The organism is Yokenella regensburgei ATCC 49455 (assembly GCF_000735455.1).
Lineage (GTDB): Bacteria > Pseudomonadota > Gammaproteobacteria > Enterobacterales > Enterobacteriaceae > Yokenella > Yokenella regensburgei.
This window is the reverse complement of record NZ_JMPS01000073.1, coordinates 19,557-39,224: the sequence shown is the minus strand read 5'-3', so window position 1 is coordinate 39,224 and position 19,668 is coordinate 19,557. Positions and strand designations below refer to the sequence as shown.

Below are 19,668 nucleotides of genomic sequence, written 5' to 3'. Positions count from 1 at the left end.
CACGCTATGGCAAATTCAATGAACATACCGTCACGCGAACTGTGGTCCTATTTTGGCTACGGGCTCGGTCAGTGTTTTAGCTTTGGTTTAGTGGGTTCTTTTATTAACTATTTTTATACCGATGTGCTGGGCATTTCCGCGCTTGCCGCCAGTACTATCTTCCTGATTGCCCGAGCCTGGGATGCCGTCCACGATCCGCTGTTTGCCAGTATTATGGACACCATTAACAGCCGTTTCGGAAAGTTTCGTCACTTTTTATTGATTGCGCCGCTGCTGATAACCGCCGCCACGCTGCTGTCGTTTTATAAGATTGAAGCCGACACGACCACCAAGATCCTTTATGCCGGCGTTACCTACATTTTATGGGGAACGCTGTACGCTATCTCCGATATCCCATTCTGGTCGATGTCCTCGGTAATGACTAACGACTCCGGGCAACGCACTCGTGCGGTTACCGCCGCTATGCTTGGGGTTAACGCCGGTATCGCCTGTGCCAGCATTTTCTTTCCGAAACTGGCGGCATTCTTCTCCCGGTTCAGTGACGATAAAGGCTATTTCATGGCCGCACTGGTGATGATGCTGGCAGGCTTACCGTTGATGATTAACGGTTTTTTCCAGATAAAGGAGCGGGTGCCAACCAGCGGCGAGAAGGTCACTATTCGCGATACCTTCCGCAATCTTCGGCATAACAAACCGCTGTTTGTTATTTTGCTGTCGTTCTTTTTCTGCGTGTTCCACAACGTCGCCAATGGGCTTTATATCTACTTCTTCATCTACAACATGGGCGATGGCAGCCTGCAGATGATGATAGGCCTGATGGGGATCGTTGCCGCGGTGGTATGCCTGGTAGGGCCGATGCTGACCCGCAGGATGCAGAAGAAAAAACTGTTTATCCTGCTCTGCGGGCTCGATATCGTGGTGCGTATTGTGATGTGGTTTGCCGGATATCAGTTCACATGGTTGCTGTTCCTGCTGCTTGGTCTCAGCAATATCTTCGTGATGATGACCAATATCCTGACCTCTTCGATGATTGCCGATACCATCGAATACGCGGAGTACCACACGCATAAACGCTGCGCGGCGATCACCTTCTCCGGGCAGACCTTTACCGGCAAAATGTCGGTGGCCGTCGGTGGGGGGCTGATTGGCGTATTTCTGACGCTCATTGGCTATATTCCGCAGGCCACGAGCCAGACGGGAGGGGTGCTGCAGGGGCTTTTCTTCGGCATTTGTCTGCTGCCTGCCGTGGGTTCCGTGCTGCGTCTTGCCATCATGTCGCGTTTTACCTTTACCGAAGACAAGCATGCGGAAATTTGCCGCCTGCTGGCGGAGCGTAACGGTACGGGGATCGACCCGGGAGAAAACGATGCACTTCCTGCACCCGACCCGGTGACCGCAAAATAACTGCTGTGCGACCACCGCCGGTTAATGTCAGAAAGCGGTGGTCTCTACTCCTTCACGGGGGCGACGGGATAGTTACAACCCGGTACAGGACTCGCGTGACAGCCCCCCAGCGGCGTTTTGTGCAGCGGCTCATGCCGTTCAGAGTAGCTATACTGCTGAAGCTGTTGCTCTGAACGCACGGGGTGTCCGGCAGAAAAGGGCAGCTCTGGCGATGTGCTCTGAAAAGCCATAGCCTGAGTGGCACAAAGGCAGAGTGCCGATAGTAGGGTACAGTGGGTAAATAATTTCATAAATATTCCGTTTTCCTTTACGTTTTGCATGCAGCGAGCATTGATTCAATATCGTCACAGCGGTTTTCTGCATCAGGAAAGTAATAGAAGTCAATTCCTGTTACATTATTATCCCCCGCTCTGATATCGACTTCTGCAATATTTTTATGTTGGATCCCCTGCAGCAGATACCTGTCGGTATTACCGGGAAGGGTACCGCCTGGCGTTAAGTTTAACTGCTGCGCTTTAGCCGCATTAATGAGGCACTGCTCAACGTCCGGGCGGGGCCTGTCAATCCAGGTGGTCCTCAGTTCCGGATGAATACCCATTTGGTCCAAATCGACACAGCCCGCTAATAACCCGGGAATTAAAAGTATCCCGACAAGCCGAATCATTGACATAGTTCATCCTTTAAACAAAAGTCACACTAGTCCGATGGTATGCCTGATTAACTCAATAAAACGTTAACGGAGGATATTAAAAATGAGGTCCGCACAGACCTCATCACCCTTTTATTAGTCAGGAAGATTAAATAAGTTCAGCGCATTGTGACGAGAAATTTTCAATTTATCATTATCACTGAGCGGGACAGAATCAAACCATTCCGATGCCCACGCCATCTCTTCAAAGGGAAAATCCGTAGAGAACATGATGCGCTCGACGCCCAGTTCCTGGATGGCAACCTGCAGGGCGGAGGTACGGAAATTCCCCGAGGTGGTGACGTGAAAATTATGGCTGAAATAGTGCTGGAACGTTTGTTGGCATGAATAGCCTCTGGGCTCATTCTCAACCCGGTGATCAACCCGCCAGATAAGCGCTGGCAAGCCTTCGCCCAGGTGACCCAGCACCACCTGCAGCTCTGGATGCCGGTCAAACAATCCCGAGCCCATCAGGCGCAAAGCATGTGTCGATGTTTCAACGCCAAACGCCCACGCAGATCCCAGAAGCCAGGGATGCCCCTGATATGCCTGCGCCCGGGATGGGAGTGGGTTACGTGGGTGAAGATAAAAAGGGCGCTGGAAGGCGGCAAATGTCTCCCAAAACGCATGATAACGAGCCTCATCGAGGTAAAGGGCTGAATCCTCACGTTCATGTTGGGAAAAGCCGTTAACCAGTGCACCCACGAACCCCAAATCCACAAAGCATCGGATCACTTCCTCAATGGCCGCATCCGGGACTTGCATCGGCAGAGCGGCAAACCCACGAAAGCGGTCACGATGTTTTTCAATGTGTTCCGCCAGCGCATCATTGGCTCTGCGGGCCACCTCTACGGCTCGAACAGGATCGTGGATACACTGTATGGCGGGCGCATTTAATGACACAATTGCCATCTCGATTCCCGCGTTATCCATCTGACGAAGTCGCTGCTCACCCACTCCCTGAATATTACGTTTTATACCTTCCCATTTATCAGGATAGATATACTCATGGGAGTCTTCTGTAGTTTCCTGAATGGCGAAATGTTCCTCTAATGCAATTTTATTTTTCATATTGAAATACTCTTACGTATATTTATACCGAGATTAAACGACCTTCAAAGTATGTTTTAAAAAAATCCCAAGAGGAAATACCATTGTGGTCTCCAGAATATCAGCTTGATATAGAACCTCATCATTTTGCCTGACCCAGGAGGGATAGATGGATCTACGGCGTTTAAAGTATTTTGTTACCGTGGTGGAATTAGGATCATTTTCCAAAGCCGCCGCACTTCTTTGCATATCGCAGCCACCATTAAGCCAGCGGATCCAGGAGCTGGAACATGAAATGGGGGGACTGCTCATCGACAGACGTTCCCGGCCATTAAAGACAACCGTAGCGGGAGAACTCATTTATCAGCAAGCGAGAGAGATTTTGCAGCGCGCAGAGCGGATGCAAGGGTATGCGCAGCGCATGTTCAACCAGGAGGATAACGTTATCAAAATTGGCTTTGTTTCAGCCAATTTTCATGCACACCTGGCTTCCGTTGTCAGACGCTTCATGCAGATGTGTCCTGACGTGGAAGTGCAGATAGTGGAGATGAACAGTGTGCAGCAGGTAGAGGCGCTACGTGCTGGACATATCGATGTCGGTATTGGCCGAATCAATGTTATTGCCGATGACATAGAACAAACTACGCTGTATCAGGAACAGCTTATCGCCGTATTGCCGCAGACGAATCCGCTGGCCCAACGCGGCTGTGCTGTCCCATTAGCAGCGTTTAGCGAGGGGCGATTCATCGTTTATACCAACCAAAAAAGACCCAGTCTTGCCGATGAGTTACTCGCCAGGCTGACCTCACTCGAGGTTAAACCTCAGCGAATCATTGAGGTAGAGCAGTACGACTCAGCGTTGCTGCTCATTGCCTCAGGTTACGGAATGACCGTGGCACCGGCATCCGCCCGTTTGATTTCAATGCCCGGGATTGCCTATGTACCGCTGATAGAAACCCTCACCGTCCCGATGGTGGTTTTCCACCGCCAGGAGTCTCGTTCACGGCTATTGCAGCAATTCTTTACCGCACTCGACGAAGTGAGAATCGGTGCTGCTCACGCAAATACTGAATCAGCGACGCTGGTGGGCAACCACGGGCCAGTAATGCAGCCCACAGATTCATAACGGGCTGGATATGCTTGAAAAAATGTTGATAGCCCGCGCATAGATAGTTATGACCCGCCGCTCCCGATGACGAGCGCGCAAAGCGGTGCTTTGGACACCCACCCTGGCAGACAAAGCGAAACTGACAGACCTTGCAGTCGTCGGTGAGGGTTAGCTTTTTTGCCAGGCCAAACGAGATTGCGGCTTCACTGTTGTTGATGACATCGATACTACGTTGATGGATATTCCCCAGAAGATGCTCCGGATACACATAGTGATCGCAATTATACAGGTCGCCATTCGCCTCTAATGCAAAAGCATGACCGCAGGTTTCGGCGTGAACGCATAAAACGGCTGGCTGCCTGGACCAGGCAGCCATGGCAACATCAAACATTTGCACAGAGATATGGCTAATATCCCGACGGATCCAGATGTCAAAGATCTGACTAAGAAACTCACCGTACTGCTTTGAAGGGACTGACCAGGGGGCCAGACGCGCGTGCTGTATTTCGGGGGGCACCAGCCTGAGCGTTGGAGCCGGTTCGCTACTCACTCGTTCAACGAGCGGAATGAATTGCATGTAGCGTGAGCCATTACGCCGCAGGAACTCATAGACCTCACCGGCGTGAGCGACGTTATGCCGTCCTACAACCGTCAATGTGTTGAAATCTATCTGGAAGCGGCGTAGCAGCGACAGCGCTTTCATTGCAAACCGATGACTGCCTTTACCTGAATGGCTGACGCGATAGCGATCGTGCAAGTCTTCGGGCCCGTCAACAGAGAGCCCGACCATAAAGCGATGTTGCGAGAGAAAGCTCGCCCATTCTTCGTTGAGCAGGATCCCGTTGGTCTGTAACGTGTGAGTTATTTTCATCCCCTGACCATAACGCTGACACAGTCGGATAACTCGCTGAAAAAAGGGAAGGCCTAAGAGAAGCGGTTCACCTCCTTGCCAGGAGAACGTCACCGGATGGGAATGCTGTGCCGCAATATGCTGCTTAACATACTCTTCCAGAGTCTCTTCAGACATTTTCCAGTGTTGCTTACGCTGCGGGTACAACGACTGCTTTTCGTGGTAAAAGCAATATTTGCAATCAATATTGCATTTTGCACCACCTGGTTTAGCCATAACATGGCATTGACGATACATGATATTCTCCCCCCAATAGAATTAATCTCTCATCAAACGATGTACTCTTTCTGGATCGAGATCCCACTGAATCCCATGAAGGGGAGGGATCCAACTTCCATCATCATTTCCCGCTATTTCGTTTGAAAATAGCGTATTGAGTTTGTCGTTCATGGCCATAATCAACGACACGTTTTGTTGGTTATTTGCCAGATTGTTCATTTCATGGGGATCCGACTTCAGATCATACAGTTCAATATCATTAAGACTAAAAAGTTCATCTGGGGTGTGAGGGGTATGATGTTGTTGTAATGAAAAATAGCGCGTAAATTTATATCGACCATCATACATCATCCGCACACCGCCTCTTTTTCTGAGGTCTGGAGAGAGGACAGAAAAGCGTTTTTGTTTTTCTTCTCGGCTTAGCGCTTCATTCCTGATTATTTTAAACATGTTGCCAACGTAGGTAGCATCAGAAAACAACAACATGTCATAACAATACAAGATACCCTTTCTAATCGCGTCAATCGGGGATGATTCCGGATTAAATAGCAAAGTGCTGAAGTCATATCCTTTACGGTTTTTCAGGGTGGTACTCCTGGATTTATTTGCACTTCCCGTCAGGCCCACCAGAGTGGGGGCGATATCTAAATGGGAGGTCAGCGCAGCACATTTTCTGCCACCGGGAAATGCGGGATGACTGATTATCATTGGCACATGAACTTGCTCTTTATAAGTGCAGGTACCTTTGCCATTCATCTGATGAGCACCGCATAACTCACCATGATCGGCAGTATAAACAATAATAGTATTTTTGGTTAAATCTAGCGCATCCAGCTCATCGAGGATCCTGACCAGCTGAGTATCGTTATCACGAATGCAGTTAAAGTAATAATCCTGAAGAATTCTCCAGCGACGGTCCTGATCGGCAATATTCCCAACCAGCAAACCATTACACAACTGATACTCAAGATGCGCTGGTGGCCTGCCATGCTCGCTGAACGCCTGGTGTCTGGAAGGAGCCAGCGGAACTTCGGGCCATGAATCCCGATAAATCGTGTTCTGCGGCGCTTTATTGGGAGTTGAAGAGTTACTGTTCAGAATCAGAGCGCCGCGCCATTGGTTTTTATCATCGTCGGTGTCAGTATCTATGTACATGGTATCGTGTGGGTTAACCAGATTAACAGCCAGGAACCATTGCTTATTATTACTTTGCAGTTCACTGCCTTTATCCCTCAACCAGTTTATCGCTTCTCCCGCCGTAAGTTCATCATATAAATATCCGCCATGACTATGTCCGATAATGTCACCAATTCCGCTATAATCGTGAAAACCATAACCCTCCATGATTTCATGAAGCTTAACTCTGGGGATCATGCCAATATCGGTATTGCCCTCAGCGTTTTTAGCAACAGGATCCTCCATTAAAGTACTTAAATGCCACTTTCCTTTATATGCAGGGTAATAACCTATTTCGCTCATGATATTACCAATGGTACCTAATTCAGGATCAAGGCTGTCCGGCATCCACGGAAAACCGGGGTTATCAAACATTTTAGTCTCAGGCATATGCAAGCCGGTATATAACACCGAACGAGAAGGTGTACAAACACTACTGCAAATATGATGGTTGGTGAATGTTGTTCCCGATTCCATTAAGCGCTCACGGCCCTGTACGGGGAACGGATAAGGATCAAAGTGACGCTCCTGATCCGATGTGATGAAAAGGATATTATAGCCTTCGGGGATTTTATCGGGCATTTCTCCGCTAAACTGATAGTGATACTTTTTAGATAACGCAGCTCCTTGTTGTTGAGGTGCACCTTCAGGGGACGCTGTCACTATATTCCTTGCTAATGCTTCTGGCGCAGTGACTAACGTTGCTGCCGTAATGACACCGGATCCTAGCAAGAATTTTCGGCGTGAAACTTTCATTTTATCTGTCATATTACTCTCCGTTTTAAACACGATGACGGATAAACCTATGACAATTTTTCTTTGTGACAAAGACAGATTGCGTAAGATATTGTACGGTTACTTTTAACTTTACCTAACTTTGTTATTTAATCGATTTTCAGTGAAAGTCTGTATCATCACGTTTAGCCCTGTAATTATTTATCGTCGACAATCGCTGTTTCGATGACTGGCGACGGTAGATACATGAAAAGGCACAAGCCGTATTGTTTTGAAACATTAACTCTTATCTTGTCATAGCTAAACAATTCATAACTGGAAGTGATTTTTTAATTTACCGTTGAAGCCGCATAGCTATAATGAGGCATCTTTCAAACAGGAGTCATGCGTTGGACAGTTATCCTGAACTTAATAATAAGGCGAGCTAGCGCAAAAATTCCTGTCGCTGCTTGCCGGTCCCGGCGGGCAGCAATCCCACTTATCATGTGATTGCGCCTCAAAATAAACATTGAGGTAGCGTGATGTTCTCATCGGAATCATCCCGGTATCCCCGAATTAACCCCATATTTCCAAGAGGAGAAGCGTTATGACGCATAACATTTCTGATGAACCTCCATCGAGAGGGCTAAGCACAGGCTGACTATCTGCATTGAAATCAGGTGTATGCAATGGAGGTGGTCACGGCAGTTGCCTTAAAGCTGTCAGATATTGACCTTTCATTTTATGCACTTAGGTGAGGTGTAGCATGCTGCTCACAACCAAACGCTATATGTTTTACGTTGATGCTAATAGCACAATTCATTTTTCAGCGCTGGCGGATACCTGTCAGCCAGCGAGAAATTCATCACCACTCTCCATTAATAAAACGCTCTCTGATGGGAAAAATCTCGTCAGTGGCTTCCTGCAAAAACTAGCGCAAAAAAGACAGCGCGCTGTTGAGGATTATATCGACACGCTGCTGCCTTAATTCGTAATATGCCATAGAGGGCAGGTGACGCCTGCATTCCTCTATGGCTAATTTGGGTTTGTAACTCTCATCTTGCATTATTCATTCATGTTCAGTGAAGATTTTTCCCTGCGCATGAATTAATGAGCGGAGACTCTTATTATGCATGCTTTGACAAAACACAGAAGCAAGACAACTTCTGTGCTTAACGATGTGGTTGTCGGATTTATTCTTGTGGCAAGTATTCTTTTATTTATCTACGGTTGGCAGGGGATGCATAGCGCATTCAATGGACGTGATTTACCCGCGCTAAACCTCGATTATCATTTTCTTCCTTACTACACGCTTCGCACCACCATGCGCCTGATTATCGGGCTGTTTTACTCGATGATATTTTCAATCGTCTTTGCGGTACTGGCAGCAAAATATGTTCCGATGAGACGTGTCATTTTGCCCTTCGTTAACTTTATGGAATCCGTTCCGTTAGTGGGCTTCCTGACTTTTACCACTGCGTTTTTCCTTGGGCTTTATCCTCATAGCGTAATGGGACTGGAAGGGCTTGCAATATTTGCCGTTTTTACCGCGCAAGCGTGGAACATGATGCTGACGCTCTACCAGACGCTCAGAGTCGTGCCCAATGAGCTGGCAGAAGCGACGGAAGCGTTCCGCTATAACCCGTGGCAGAAATTCTGGCGACTGGGGTTCATCTATTCATTTCCGGGTTTGCTGTGGAATACCATGGTGTCGCAGTCTGCCGCCTGGTTCGCGTTGATTGCCTCAGAGATGCTGACGGTAGGGGACGGCAGTACGAATTTACCTGGTGTTGGTTCTTATATTGGTATTGCGCTACAGGACGGCAGTCTTCCAGGCATACTCCGTGGTGTGTTAGCGCTTATCGTTAATATCGTTATCTTTGACCAACTGCTATTTCGCCCGCTGGTTCGCTACGCCCATCAGTTTAAATATGAGGATGTTAGTGACAGAAAAGTGCCCAGCTCGTGGTTCTATCAATGCCTGAGCCATTCAATGATAGGGCAAGGTTTGGGTCGCGCCTGTAAGCAGTTCTCTTTGTTCTGGCTGTTTGTGCTACCGAAAGCATGGTACGGATTAAAGTTGCATCGCGTTTTTGCTTTCCTGAGCCAGATGAACTGGCTGTGGTCCAGTTTGTGGTATCTGGCAATCGTCGTTGGCTGTATTTATTACGGACACCAGCTGTGGTTGTTCATTCCCCGGGAGTATTTGTCGTCACTCCCGGGCTGGATGGGATTAACTGCCGCGCGGGTGATTGCAGCTATGGTACTCAGCGTGGTTATCTTTACGCCTCTGGGCGTATGGATTGGTCTGCGGCCCAAGCTGGTACGTTTGTTCCAGCCCATTATCCAGGTATTAGCCGCAGTTCCTGCCAACGTCTTTTATCCGCTGATTGCTTTTATGATTGTGGCATGGCACCAGGATTTGGGGAGCTGGACCATCCCGATGATCATGTTGGGAACACAATGGTACGTACTTTTTAATGTGATTGCCGGGACATCAATGATCCCCAGCCAGATGGTGGAGGCGAGTAAAGTCTTTCATCTGCGCGGGTGGCTGTGGTGGACAAAATTCACGCTTCCTGCTGTCTTCCCTTACATCGTGACAGGGGTAATTTCTGCTGCCGGGGGGGCCTGGAATACGGCTATCGCTGCCGAAGTACTGAACTGGGGAAAAATCACCCTACAAACCAATGGGCTCGGTGCCTTTATTTCCCTTGCCGGTGACGCCGGCCAAAATCCACAGCAAGCGCTAGGATGCCTGGCAATGTGCTTCATGGTGCTGCTGTGCATTATTTTCGTCTGGCAACCTATGTACCGTTACGCAGAAAACCGTTTCAAATTCGACTAATGAGTAATAACCGGATCGCAGGATTTACTATGAAAAAATCACCATTGGTATTAGAAGTTAAAAACGTCTCTAAATTTTTTAATAAAGAGCGGAAGCAAAAAGTCACCGTGCTGGAGCATATCAACCTTGAGATAAAAGAGAATGAGATTGTGGCGTTACTCGGCCGTTCCGGCTCTGGAAAATCAACGCTTCTGCGTATGGTTGCCGGCCTTGTCGAACCCGATTTCGGTTCTATTGTTTGCTGTGACCTGCCTGTTAACGGACCGGGCAAAAATACCAGTATGGTCTTCCAGTCGTTTGCGCTTTTTCCATGGTTAAATGTGTTCGATAGCGTCGCATTTGGCTTACAGGCTCAGGGACTTTCTTCAGACGAAGTTGGGAAAAGAACGATGGATATGCTGGATCTCATCGGTCTTTCCGGCTACGAGAAAGCCTATCCGCGAGAGCTCTCAGGAGGAATGCGCCAGCGAGTCGGTTTTGCCCGCGCGCTGGCGGTAGAGCCAGACCTTTTACTGATGGATGAGCCGTTCTCAGCGCTGGATATTTTCACGGGCAATAAACTTCGTCAGGATCTTATCGAGTTGTGGGAAAACCGGGTCATTAAAACACGCTCGATGCTACTGGTGACACACAGCGTTGAGGAGGCAGTAATGCTTTCAGACCGCGTATGTCTGCTTGGCGGGCATCCCAGCACAATAACGGATATTTTCAACATTAATATCGAGCGCAGTCAACGAACCAAGGAAAGTATTTCTCCGATGGTTGAGAAGATAAGCGACACGCTCAATGACCGTATTGCCGCCTGCGCATAATTAAGAGGGTAGGGATTAGCTCATGGACGAGCTAATCATCACAGTTATCATGGATATATATTTCTGACGGTAACAACACTGAGTGTAATGTAAAACAATGAGTTATTCGCAGCCTTAAATAGCATGATACCGTGGCTCTGAGGGAAATCCCTTATTTACATGTATTGTTAACATTCTATAGTGGGAAGGCCATCTCGTTAATTACAGGAGAATACCATGACTGTGAATACCTCCAATGATAAACGTCCAACGCCAGATCCGGCTGAATATGATGCTTTTTTCCCTTCACCATACTCACTCAGCCAGTTTACTTCCCCCCGGTCAAATCTTAGCGGTGCCAGTTATCCTTCGCCTTACACGGGAGGACGTTGGAAGATCCTGATGTTATGTGCCGATGAGCGCTATCTGCAGATGGACAACGGGACTTTCTTCTCGACGGGAAACCATCCGGTAGAAACGCTGTTGCCTATGTATCACCTTGATAAAGCGGGTTTTAGCTTCGACATTGCGACACTCTCCGGTAATCCAGTGAAGTTTGAATATTGGGCTATGCCAACCGAGGATGAAGAGATTACCGGTCTGTTTACCAGATACCATGAGCACTTTAAAGCACCGCTAAAACTCGCGGATGTCATCAGTGCCGAGCTGGGCAACGATTCTGATTATCTCGCCGTATTTATACCTGGTGGTCACGGCGCGCTTATTGGGCTTCCCGCAAGCGCCGAAGTGAAAAATGTGCTCGAGTGGGCCATGGCCAATGACAAATTCATTATTTCGCTTTGCCACGGACCCGCCGCGTTTCTTTCGGTTGAGCGTAACGACCTGTTTGCCGGTTATAAAATTTGCGCATTCCCGGATACGCTGGATGCCCAGACACCGGATATTGGTTATATGCCTGGACACTTAACCTGGCAATTTGGCGAACAGTTGAAAAACATCGGTTTTGAGATAGTAAACAAGGATATCAGCGGCGCCACGCATCAGGACAGGAGAATGCTCACCGGCGACAGCCCACTCGCCGGCAACGCATTAGGTAAACTGGCCGCGAAAGCGTTGTTGGATGCAATCAGTTAAGAGCGCCTTCATGCTGGAAAATAACGCAATTCGTACGGCAATCACGATCGAAAGCAGCAAAAATCCGCTGGAAGTCCAGGTTGCCGTGCGTCAGTTCGCGACATCGTATGGTTATAACCGCTATGTCTTTTACTCCGCCTCTGTTAACCATGACGCTATTATTGACAGGATTTTTTGGGTCGAAGGCGACTGGTTTAACGGCGAAGAAGTCGATGAGCTAACCTATATGCGCCGTTGTCCGGTAACACAGCATATATTAGAAACCGACGAACCATTTTACTGGAGCAAATGTTCAGGACAAACCGGCGAGCAGTATCGGGTGGTGCGCAAACCGCAGGGAAGTGGCGTTCACGGTTTGCAAATCCCTGTTTTTGGCTTGCATGGGCTGGAAGGGGCCGCAAGTTTCGGTGGAGAGAAAATCGACACCTCGTCGGAGGCTCGCCTCAGCATCCAGCTGGTAGCGGTTACGGCGTTCTATACGTTGCGCAGGATGAAGGGCCACTTACGTGAACAAACTGAAGGGACGCTTTCGAAGCGTGAGCGCGAAGTTCTGGCATGGACGGCAGCCGGCCGGAGACAGGCGGACATTGCAGTGACGCTGGGAATTTCTCCACGTACGGTGGAAAATCATCTTCGTGCGGCCCGGCAGCGGTTAGGCGTCGCGACGACCGTAGAGGCAATCAGAATGGCAGTGAGAAATGGCGATATCGAAGGATAAGCGCCCCAGCGCTAAGGTAGTGCAGGGGATAATATCCTGATGTGAGGATTCGGTTTTTAATCAAAAAACACCCGTTTAGTATCTTAAGCTGACCATGGCGATATTTCCTTGTAGCATCTAACGAGTCACAGTGCTTTCCAGAACTTTTCCATTTTTGTTGATATTTTATTGAGGGAAATTCTATGTTGGAAATGAAAAAAGCTCGTTATACTGCTCATCATATTTGTCTGGAGTTGAAAAACGGACTGATTCTGTCGATTCCGTATTATTGGTTTCCATTGCTAAAGCAGGCACGGATCGCTGATTTAAAAAATTACAAAATTACGCCAGAGGGCATCGAATGGCCTGATATCGGCGAATCTCTGACGTTAAATGAAGTATTGAACAGCGCAGGATACCCAATACCAGATAATATTGACGATTGAGTAGGGCGAACTGCTCTGACCTCATCTCTAAAGGGCTATAAATTTGGTAATGATTATTGTTATCACCTGATGATGGTGTTAACATCCTAAAAAAGGGGATTGGACAATACTGATTTTCACATACAAATCAGCACACTAACAAGGAGCTCACATCATGAGCGTTTTACGAAAGGGATTTTTGGCTATCCCTCTGTTTATGCTGGCAGCCTGTAACTCAGGTGAGACAGGACCCTATAATACGGATGCCAGCAGAAACCGTCCCTGTACTTATATATATAATTGTTCACCTTTCCCCTACGGTCTTAACAAAACAGACCACATGAGCGCAGAGCAGAAGAAAGAGTACTTCAGGCAGAAACGTGCGCAACGTCTCCAGGAAAGAGGTCGCGTGGATAATAGCACTGATGGAGGTGCACGCTTCGGCTGGTAAATAAGCCAACTCATTCAATGCAGTGTTTTAGTTTTAATCTTCTGGGAAGGAAGGCAGATATGCACAACACCAAAAGGAACATTTTCAACATCCTTATCCCCATTATTTTAGGGTCATTTGCGACGGGCGCAATTGCCGATCTTCCTGCTGGTCGATATGGTTATACCGCTCCTGAACCAACCAGCACGGCATCTTCATCGGTCACTGAATATAAAAAGAACGAGCTTAAGTGGCATGATGAAAATGCGGGCTCACCGGAGTTTACCGAAAAAAGATCGATGTTCGGTAATTTTAATCAGGAAGAAACCTATACGACGAGAAACGGCAAGGTAAGTGTTAGCGGTACGTCGAAGTTCAACCCGTACACCGGTGAGAAAGAAGAAGAATCTGTCAGTATGGGGTACGACTGGTAGAGCGCAGGGAAATCTGTCTTTTTGTCACCGATGCACAACAAACCTTCAATGGAACTATTGCAGTAGTCACTATTTTCGGCCGGCTCAGGTATTTATCCCAATATTTATTTTCACGCTATGCTGATACATACATGAAAATTCTAATACCTCTGACCCGGCTGAAAAACAATGAAAAAAATCCTTCTTCTCAGTACCGGACTGACGTTTTCCTCTGTGACTCAGGCCAGTGCGCTCTATTTCTATGAAATCGGAACTGAAGACACCGCGCTTGCGGGGGCCGGGCAGGCCGCCCGCGCGCAGGATGCTTCGACTATCGTCACCAACCCGGCAGGAATGACGCGGCTGCCGGATCATATGTTTACCGGTGGGCTGCAGGCGCTGGGGGGCAATATTGATTACCAGTTAGACAACGACCGTTTGCAGAGCCCTGGCAATGTCATGAAGTTGACCCCTAATGCCAGTGCATTCTATAGCCAGAAAATTAACGAAAATCTGTACGCGGGTGTCGGACTGTACGGCAACTATGGCCTCGGTATCGATTACGGTAACTGGGCCGGTGATCGACTTATCAAGAAGAGCACCATGGCGGCGATGACGCTAAGCCCCTCACTCGCATGGAAGCTTAGTGACCGGGTCTCAGTGGGCGGGTCAGTAAACCTCAACTATGGTTTTTTATCTCTGACCCGCAATGTTGATGGCGGTGATCACAAAGACAACGATCATGACTGGGCAACGAGCTATCGTCTCGGGTTGTTAATGCAGCTGACAGAGCAAACCCGGGCGGGGGTCGCCTGGAACAGCAAAACGGACTACGACTTCAATGTGAACGGCAAAGCACGTTTCCCGAGTCTACCTGATGTCGAGTACAACCTGCCTATTTCGGCACAGGTTCGCGCACCACAACAGCTAATGTTGAGTCTGGTACATGACATTAATACCCAGTGGTCGGTCATGGGCGATCTGGGTTGGCAGGACTGGAGTCAGTTTGGCGCACCGCAGATTACGGTTAGCGGCGATACGCTTGATAAATCCAACCGCATGAAGGACACCTGGCATACCGCACTGGGTGTGCAATATCGACCAACGCAGCAGTGGCGTCTGAATGCAGGCGTCGCGTTTGATAGTTCGCCGTACCGCAACCAGAGCGATGTCGCAATGACGTTGCCAACGGGGGATGAGTGGCGCTTCGGCACGGGGGCGCAATATCAGCTAACACCCGCCAGCAATATTGGTTTTGCCGTCGAATATCTGCATATGCAGTCTTCGAAGGTGCAATCTCCTGAGTTGCTGAGTGGTGACTATAATCATCCGTACCTGTGGTTTACCAGCGTCAACTACAGCTACCAGTTTTAATAACAGAAAGGATGGTGTATGCGAAAAACGATACTTCTCAGTACGTTACTGCTGAGTTTCAGTTGTGCTGCCAGCTCCGATATGCTCTCAGCCTGGAATGATACACCAGCGAAACAGGCCATTGAAAAATGGGTGCAGGACGCCACGCGGGAAGGTAGTCCTGACTTTATTCCGCTCAATAAGCGTTATGTGGTATTCGACAACGATGGAACGCTGTGGCCAGAAGCCCCACTAACTTATCAATTACAGTTTGCAGTGGATGAAATCAAACGTCAGGCACCGGATAAACCAGAATGGAAAAACGATCCGTTGGTTAACGCGGTGCTTAATAACGATCTGAAGGCCGTCGCCGCTTCCGGTGAAAAAGGTCTGCTTAAGCTGGTTGCCTTAACCCACAGTGGCATGACAACGGAAGCGTTCAGTCAGCGTGTCGCCACGTGGATGGATACTCACAAGGACAAGCGCACCGGCTGTCGTTACGATCGGATGGGTTATCAGCCAATGCGTCAGCTTCTGGACTACCTGCGCACGAACGGCTTTAAAACATGGATTGTCTCCGGTGGCGGTATCGACTTTATGCGCGTGGTGTCGGAGAAAATGTACGGTATTCCGCCGGAGCAGGTGATTGGTTCGTTCTCATTGAGCGAATTTAGCCTCACCGATAACGGTACACAGCTGCGAAAAACCATGAAAGGAGCCTTCAACGACGATGCCGTTGAAAAACCGGTGGCCATTCACCTTTTTATGGGGCAACGCCCGGTAGCCGCGTTCGGCAACAGTGACGGCGATCTTGCTATGCTGCAGTACACCGCGGCAAACCCGGACTATAAAACCTTTGAACTGCTGGTTCACCATACGGACAGCGAACGCGAATACGCTTACGACAGTCATCCACCGGCGAGCGGCAAACTGGTGAATGGGCTGACCCAGGCGGCGCAAAAAGGCTGGACGGTAGTGGATATGAAACAGGACTGGAAAACGATTTTCGACCCCGCGCTATGTAAAGCACAAAATATTGGGGCCACGAAATAGCGACCCCACATTCGGCTACTTCAGCATAGACGCAATTTTCTCAAGCGTTGGTTTGGTCGTCTTATAAAAGTGCTTAAATCCAGGGCACAAGTAGTTAAGCCCTTCCTCTCCATCAGGTGCCCGGACAATACGGTTTTTCGGGCACTCTCCCCAGCACAGATTCAGATGCGGACAACTTTTGCAGTATGCCGGCAAGGTCTCTTTTTTACCCATCCCAAACGTTTTTTGCCGTTCGGAGAACACCATATGCGCCAGTTTATGTTCGCGAATATTCCCAAGACGGTACTCCGGGTATACATAGTGGTCGCAGGAATAGACGTCACCATTTTTCTCAATCGCCAGCGCTTTACCGCAAAAGGGAGCAGTGATACACAGCTGTGACGGAAGCCCCATCGTCTGTACTACGGCGGTTTCAAACAAGTTGACCTGCACCCGACCCAGATCGTAAGTCACCCATTCATCAAAGGTTTCAACCAGAAAGGTTCCCCAGTCATCGGGATCTACCGACCAGTCGGTCACAATAGAATCAAGATCGCCAGGCTTTGCCCGCCGGGAGCCGGTAATCGGGATTAATTCTTCACGCCAGAACTGGGGGGCGGTAGTTTTGAAATCGGTGGCTTCGACACAGGGGGTAAACTGAATGTAGGTTGCTCCGAGCTCGCGGGTAAGAAAACGGTAGACCTCGCGGGGAAAGCGCGCATTTACCCGGTTTACCACCGCCAGCGCATTGAAGGGAACCTGGTGGCGTTTCAGAGCCTCTATACCTGCCATCACTTTATCGAAAGTGGGTTTGCCGCTGCGGGTCACACGGAAGCGGTCGTGGATCTCCTGCGGGCCATCAATAGAGACGCCTACCAGAAAATTATGTTTCTTCAGGAACGCCGCCCATTTATCGTTAATCAGCACCGCGTTGGTCTGAAAGTCGTTCTCAATACGTTGGTGCTGCGGCTGATATTTTTTTTGCAGTGCAATGACTTTCTCAAAAAAATCGAGCCCCATCAGGGTGGGTTCACCGCCTTGCCAGGAGAAAATTATCTCTTCACCGTCCTGGCTTTGAATATACTGGCGAATGAATTTCTCCAGTACTTCGTCGCTCATGCCTTTGTCATGGGGTTGATGCAAAAGATCTTCTTTATGCAGATAGAAGCAGTACTGGCAGTCCAGGTTGCAGGTTGAACCGCTGGGTTTGGCCATCATGTGATAGCGTCGTTTGTAGGCGGGCAGGTAACGTCCGTGGTTCTGCAGAGGGGTCAGAGGAATCGTGGTGCTTTTTTTCATCAACCTGGACCTGTCTTATTCATGCCAAAAAAAGAAAAGCCCGGCGCAGCGGCACCGGGCAGGGGGTTTATTAGTTACCGGTCGGCAGAGCTAACTGGAAACCTTCTTTTTGTAACTGGTCACGCACATTTTTAAATCGTTGGTACTGAGACAGGGTGATTGGCCCACTGTAGGCTTCACTCTGCGGCTTACGAGGCGGGTACTCAACATAGGTCTTCATCAGTTCCGTGATGGCCTCGTTAAAGGTCACCAGGGTCCAGGTGTGCTCGGTATAGTTGTTCATGAAGATATCGTAGCGTTCTTGCGGATCCTGCCAAAGGTCAAAGATCTGCGGCACGGTGGCTACGTAGGATTCCGCGCCTTTCCAGCCGAGGTTGGAATCTACCGCCAGACCGCCAGTCTGCGCACCGTTGTCCCCCCGCAGGTTGAACACCGCTTTGTAATGCCCCACGCGAACGGCCCCTGGGGTAAGTTCATTCTCAGTGAAGTAGAACCAGGATGTACGTGGATCTTTACCGGTGCCGAACAGTACCGGCGAGATATCGTAGCTGTCGAAGACAATCGGCTGACCGGCCCGGTCTTTCGTCGGCAGTTTGATACCTGCAACGGAGGCAAAGGTCGCCATCAAATCCAGTCCGCCGACAATATCGTGATTGCGGCTGTGATCTTTAATTTTCCCTGGCCACCAGGCGATGGCAGGCACACGGGTACCGCCTTCACGGTCGGTTCCTTTGGTACCACGGAACGGTGTGTAGCCTGCATCCGGATAAACATCCTGCCAGGCACCGTTATCCGTGGTCCAGACCACCAGTGTATTTTTGTCGAGCCCCAACTCACGGAGTTTATCCATGATATGACCGACGCGCGCATCCATCTCCACCATCGAATCGGCATATTTGCTCTTCGACATGGATTTACCGATAAAGTCCGGGTCTGGCATATTCGGCTGATGGTTCTTCATGAAGTTGATACTTATAAAGAACGGCTCGGATGATTTCGCGTTTGCTTCCAGGTAGTCGAGCGAGGCTTTTTCAACATAGCGGTCAAAGAATGGAATACCAACGACACCTTCTTTGCCATCCACCTCCGGGGTGTTGACGTATTGACCGTTAATTTTAAACTCTTCCTTCGGTGCTTCACCCGCTTTACCAGACAGCGCACCACGAGTCACACGAGCAAACATTTCACGCAGCTTCGGGTCCATATCCGGGAACCAGGTAGGGTCCGCATAGGTATAAGCATTCAGGTGATACAGGCCGACGTACTTCATTTCGTCATAGCCCTGTGCGTTGGGAAGGGCGTAGTCTGCCTCTCCAAGGTGCCATTTACCGGTAAAGAAGGTCTTATAACCGCCGGTTTTCAGTACGGAAGCCAGCGTCCATTCTTCTTTAGGTAATCCGCCGCCTTGTCCCTGGAAGGCCACGGTTGTCATCCCGCTACGGTTTGGAATACGTCCCGTCTGCATCGCCGCACGGCCAGGTGTACTGCTTGGCTGTCCATAAAAATCAAAGAATGTCATACCTTCATCAGCCATACGGTCCAGGTTTGGCGTTGGCATACCACGGCCTTCACCCCCACCAAAAACCCCAAGATCTCCATATCCGGTGTCATCTGACACGATTAGAATAATGTTGGGTTTCTTTTCTGAACTGCCGTTCTGCGAAGTTGTATTCTGATCGGCTGCATTAGCCGCACCGGAGGGGATAATCGAACCTGCAGCGAATGCCAGTACACCGACTCCCTTGTACCACCTTTTGTTCATGTCAATTCCTCACCTTGCTAAAACCCTTTAAGGGCAACATTTTGATTCGCTTCAGTAAGTAATGAAACGAGTAAAATCATGAAGATAAAGCAGCGTGGAAATAACGAAGGTCTTCAACTAGTTGTAACGAATGAGTTTTAAGTGAAGAGCATGGAGCGTAAAAACGCCAGAAGAACACTACGTTTTTTTGAGATGAAGTGGGAGGGTGGGACGACGTTGCTTTTCCTTTAATCCTGAATCCTGTGTCTGTATAC

The 19,668-nt window shown here is 49.0% G+C and carries 17 protein-coding genes; 11 read left to right on the top strand and 6 right to left on the bottom strand.

The features are described from left to right. The first annotated feature begins 6 nt into the window (after nt 1-6). Nucleotides 7-1,404, top strand: coding sequence for an MFS transporter (locus GYRE_RS18775; protein ID WP_038257502.1), 1,398 nt, complete (start codon nt 7-9; stop codon nt 1,402-1,404). Nucleotides 1,405-1,711: 307 nt separating this feature from the next. Here GYRE_RS18775 and GYRE_RS18770 read toward each other — a convergent pair whose 3' ends face one another. Together GYRE_RS18770 and GYRE_RS18765 are read right to left on the bottom strand one after the other, a co-directional pair. Beyond that, nucleotides 1,712-2,074 (bottom strand): hypothetical protein, encoded by a 363-nt coding sequence (locus GYRE_RS18770; RefSeq protein WP_038257499.1) that lies wholly within the window; start codon nt 2,072-2,074, stop codon nt 1,712-1,714. A 114-nt stretch (nt 2,075-2,188) separates the two neighbouring features. Further along, entirely contained in the window at nt 2,189-3,163 is a 975-nt protein-coding gene (locus tag GYRE_RS18765) for an amidohydrolase family protein (protein ID WP_038257497.1), read from the bottom strand. A gap of 148 nt (nt 3,164-3,311) precedes the next feature. On the opposite strand from GYRE_RS18765, the gene GYRE_RS18760 reads away from it, so the two are divergent. Next, entirely contained in the window at nt 3,312-4,268 is a 957-nt protein-coding gene (locus GYRE_RS18760) for a LysR family transcriptional regulator (protein ID WP_006820033.1), read from the top strand. Here the strand turns inward: GYRE_RS18760 and GYRE_RS23975 are convergent. Together GYRE_RS23975 and GYRE_RS18750 are read right to left on the bottom strand one after the other, a co-directional pair. Continuing rightward, entirely contained in the window at nt 4,165-5,397 is a 1,233-nt protein-coding gene (locus GYRE_RS23975; protein ID WP_072009090.1) for an anaerobic sulfatase maturase, read from the bottom strand. The two genes, GYRE_RS18760 and GYRE_RS23975, sit on opposite strands and share 104 nt — an antisense overlap. 21 nt (nt 5,398-5,418) lie before the next feature. Then, nucleotides 5,419-7,323 (bottom strand): sulfatase family protein, encoded by a 1,905-nt coding sequence (locus tag GYRE_RS18750; RefSeq protein WP_038257491.1) that lies wholly within the window; start codon nt 7,321-7,323, stop codon nt 5,419-5,421. 712 nt (nt 7,324-8,035) lie between these two features. Between GYRE_RS18750 and GYRE_RS18745 the strand changes: the two genes are divergently transcribed. The 9 genes from GYRE_RS18745 to GYRE_RS18700 all read left to right on the top strand — a co-directional run bounded on the left by GYRE_RS18745 (nt 8,036) and on the right by GYRE_RS18700 (nt 16,374). Continuing rightward, nucleotides 8,036-8,257: a hypothetical protein gene (locus GYRE_RS18745; protein ID WP_006820036.1), complete on the top strand. Its 222-nt coding sequence runs from the start codon at nt 8,036-8,038 to the stop codon at nt 8,255-8,257. A gap of 180 nt (nt 8,258-8,437) precedes the next feature. Next, complete coding sequence (locus tag GYRE_RS18740; protein ID WP_237723268.1) at nt 8,438-10,117, top strand: ABC transporter permease subunit; 1,680 nt, start codon at nt 8,438-8,440, stop codon at nt 10,115-10,117. A gap of 29 nt (nt 10,118-10,146) precedes the next feature. Continuing rightward, nucleotides 10,147-10,929 carry an ABC transporter ATP-binding protein gene (locus GYRE_RS18735; RefSeq protein WP_038257486.1) on the top strand — a complete coding sequence of 261 codons (783 nt, stop codon included), beginning with the start codon at nt 10,147-10,149 and terminating at the stop codon, nt 10,927-10,929. A gap of 222 nt (nt 10,930-11,151) precedes the next feature. Beyond that, on the top strand, nt 11,152-12,003 hold the full coding sequence (hchA, locus tag GYRE_RS18730) for a glyoxalase III HchA (RefSeq protein WP_373896516.1): 852 nt from the start codon (nt 11,152-11,154) through the stop codon (nt 12,001-12,003). Nucleotides 12,004-12,013: 10 nt separating this feature from the next. After that, entirely contained in the window at nt 12,014-12,721 is a 708-nt protein-coding gene (locus GYRE_RS18725; RefSeq protein ID WP_038257481.1) for a PA1136 family autoinducer-binding transcriptional regulator, read from the top strand. Between the two features lie 182 nt (nt 12,722-12,903). Then, on the top strand, nt 12,904-13,146 hold the full coding sequence (locus tag GYRE_RS18720) for a DUF2442 domain-containing protein (protein WP_006820041.1): 243 nt from the start codon (nt 12,904-12,906) through the stop codon (nt 13,144-13,146). 489 nt (nt 13,147-13,635) lie between these two features. Further along, the gene (locus GYRE_RS18710) at nt 13,636-13,989 is read left to right on the top strand and encodes a hypothetical protein (RefSeq protein ID WP_038257475.1); all 354 of its coding nucleotides are present in this window, start codon (nt 13,636-13,638) and stop codon (nt 13,987-13,989) included. A 168-nt stretch (nt 13,990-14,157) separates the two neighbouring features. Further along, entirely contained in the window at nt 14,158-15,342 is a 1,185-nt protein-coding gene (locus GYRE_RS18705; RefSeq protein ID WP_038257472.1) for an OmpP1/FadL family transporter, read from the top strand. Between the two features lie 18 nt (nt 15,343-15,360). Then, nucleotides 15,361-16,374, top strand: a complete 1,014-nt coding sequence (locus GYRE_RS18700) for an HAD family hydrolase (RefSeq protein ID WP_038257471.1) — start codon at nt 15,361-15,363, stop codon at nt 16,372-16,374. A gap of 15 nt (nt 16,375-16,389) precedes the next feature. Here the strand turns inward: GYRE_RS18700 and GYRE_RS18695 are convergent, their stop codons facing one another. Both GYRE_RS18695 and GYRE_RS18690 read right to left on the bottom strand, forming a co-directional pair. Beyond that, nucleotides 16,390-17,652: an anaerobic sulfatase maturase gene (locus tag GYRE_RS18695; RefSeq protein ID WP_038257468.1), complete on the bottom strand. Its 1,263-nt coding sequence runs from the start codon at nt 17,650-17,652 to the stop codon at nt 16,390-16,392. 70 nt (nt 17,653-17,722) lie between these two features. Next, nucleotides 17,723-19,414 (bottom strand): arylsulfatase, encoded by a 1,692-nt coding sequence (locus GYRE_RS18690; protein ID WP_038257465.1) that lies wholly within the window; start codon nt 19,412-19,414, stop codon nt 17,723-17,725. Nucleotides 19,415-19,668 lie beyond the last annotated feature (254 nt).

Coding starts and splice junctions, on each gene's coding strand:
- GYRE_RS18775 (WP_038257502.1), top strand. CDS start 7: ATGGCAAATTCAATGAACATACCGTCACGCGAACTGTGGTCCTATTTT.
- GYRE_RS18770 (WP_038257499.1), bottom strand. CDS start 2,074: ATGTCAATGATTCGGCTTGTCGGGATACTTTTAATTCCCGGGTTATTA.
- GYRE_RS18765 (WP_038257497.1), bottom strand. CDS start 3,163: ATGAAAAATAAAATTGCATTAGAGGAACATTTCGCCATTCAGGAAACT.
- GYRE_RS18760 (WP_006820033.1), top strand. CDS start 3,312: ATGGATCTACGGCGTTTAAAGTATTTTGTTACCGTGGTGGAATTAGGA.
- GYRE_RS23975 (WP_072009090.1), bottom strand. CDS start 5,397: ATGTATCGTCAATGCCATGTTATGGCTAAACCAGGTGGTGCAAAATGC.
- GYRE_RS18750 (WP_038257491.1), bottom strand. CDS start 7,323: ATGACAGATAAAATGAAAGTTTCACGCCGAAAATTCTTGCTAGGATCC.
- GYRE_RS18745 (WP_006820036.1), top strand. CDS start 8,036: ATGCTGCTCACAACCAAACGCTATATGTTTTACGTTGATGCTAATAGC.
- GYRE_RS18735 (WP_038257486.1), top strand. CDS start 10,147: ATGAAAAAATCACCATTGGTATTAGAAGTTAAAAACGTCTCTAAATTT.
- GYRE_RS18725 (WP_038257481.1), top strand. CDS start 12,014: ATGCTGGAAAATAACGCAATTCGTACGGCAATCACGATCGAAAGCAGC.
- GYRE_RS18720 (WP_006820041.1), top strand. CDS start 12,904: ATGTTGGAAATGAAAAAAGCTCGTTATACTGCTCATCATATTTGTCTG.
- GYRE_RS18710 (WP_038257475.1), top strand. CDS start 13,636: ATGCACAACACCAAAAGGAACATTTTCAACATCCTTATCCCCATTATT.
- GYRE_RS18705 (WP_038257472.1), top strand. CDS start 14,158: ATGAAAAAAATCCTTCTTCTCAGTACCGGACTGACGTTTTCCTCTGTG.
- GYRE_RS18700 (WP_038257471.1), top strand. CDS start 15,361: ATGCGAAAAACGATACTTCTCAGTACGTTACTGCTGAGTTTCAGTTGT.
- GYRE_RS18695 (WP_038257468.1), bottom strand. CDS start 17,652: ATGAAAAAAAGCACCACGATTCCTCTGACCCCTCTGCAGAACCACGGA.
- GYRE_RS18690 (WP_038257465.1), bottom strand. CDS start 19,414: ATGAACAAAAGGTGGTACAAGGGAGTCGGTGTACTGGCATTCGCTGCA.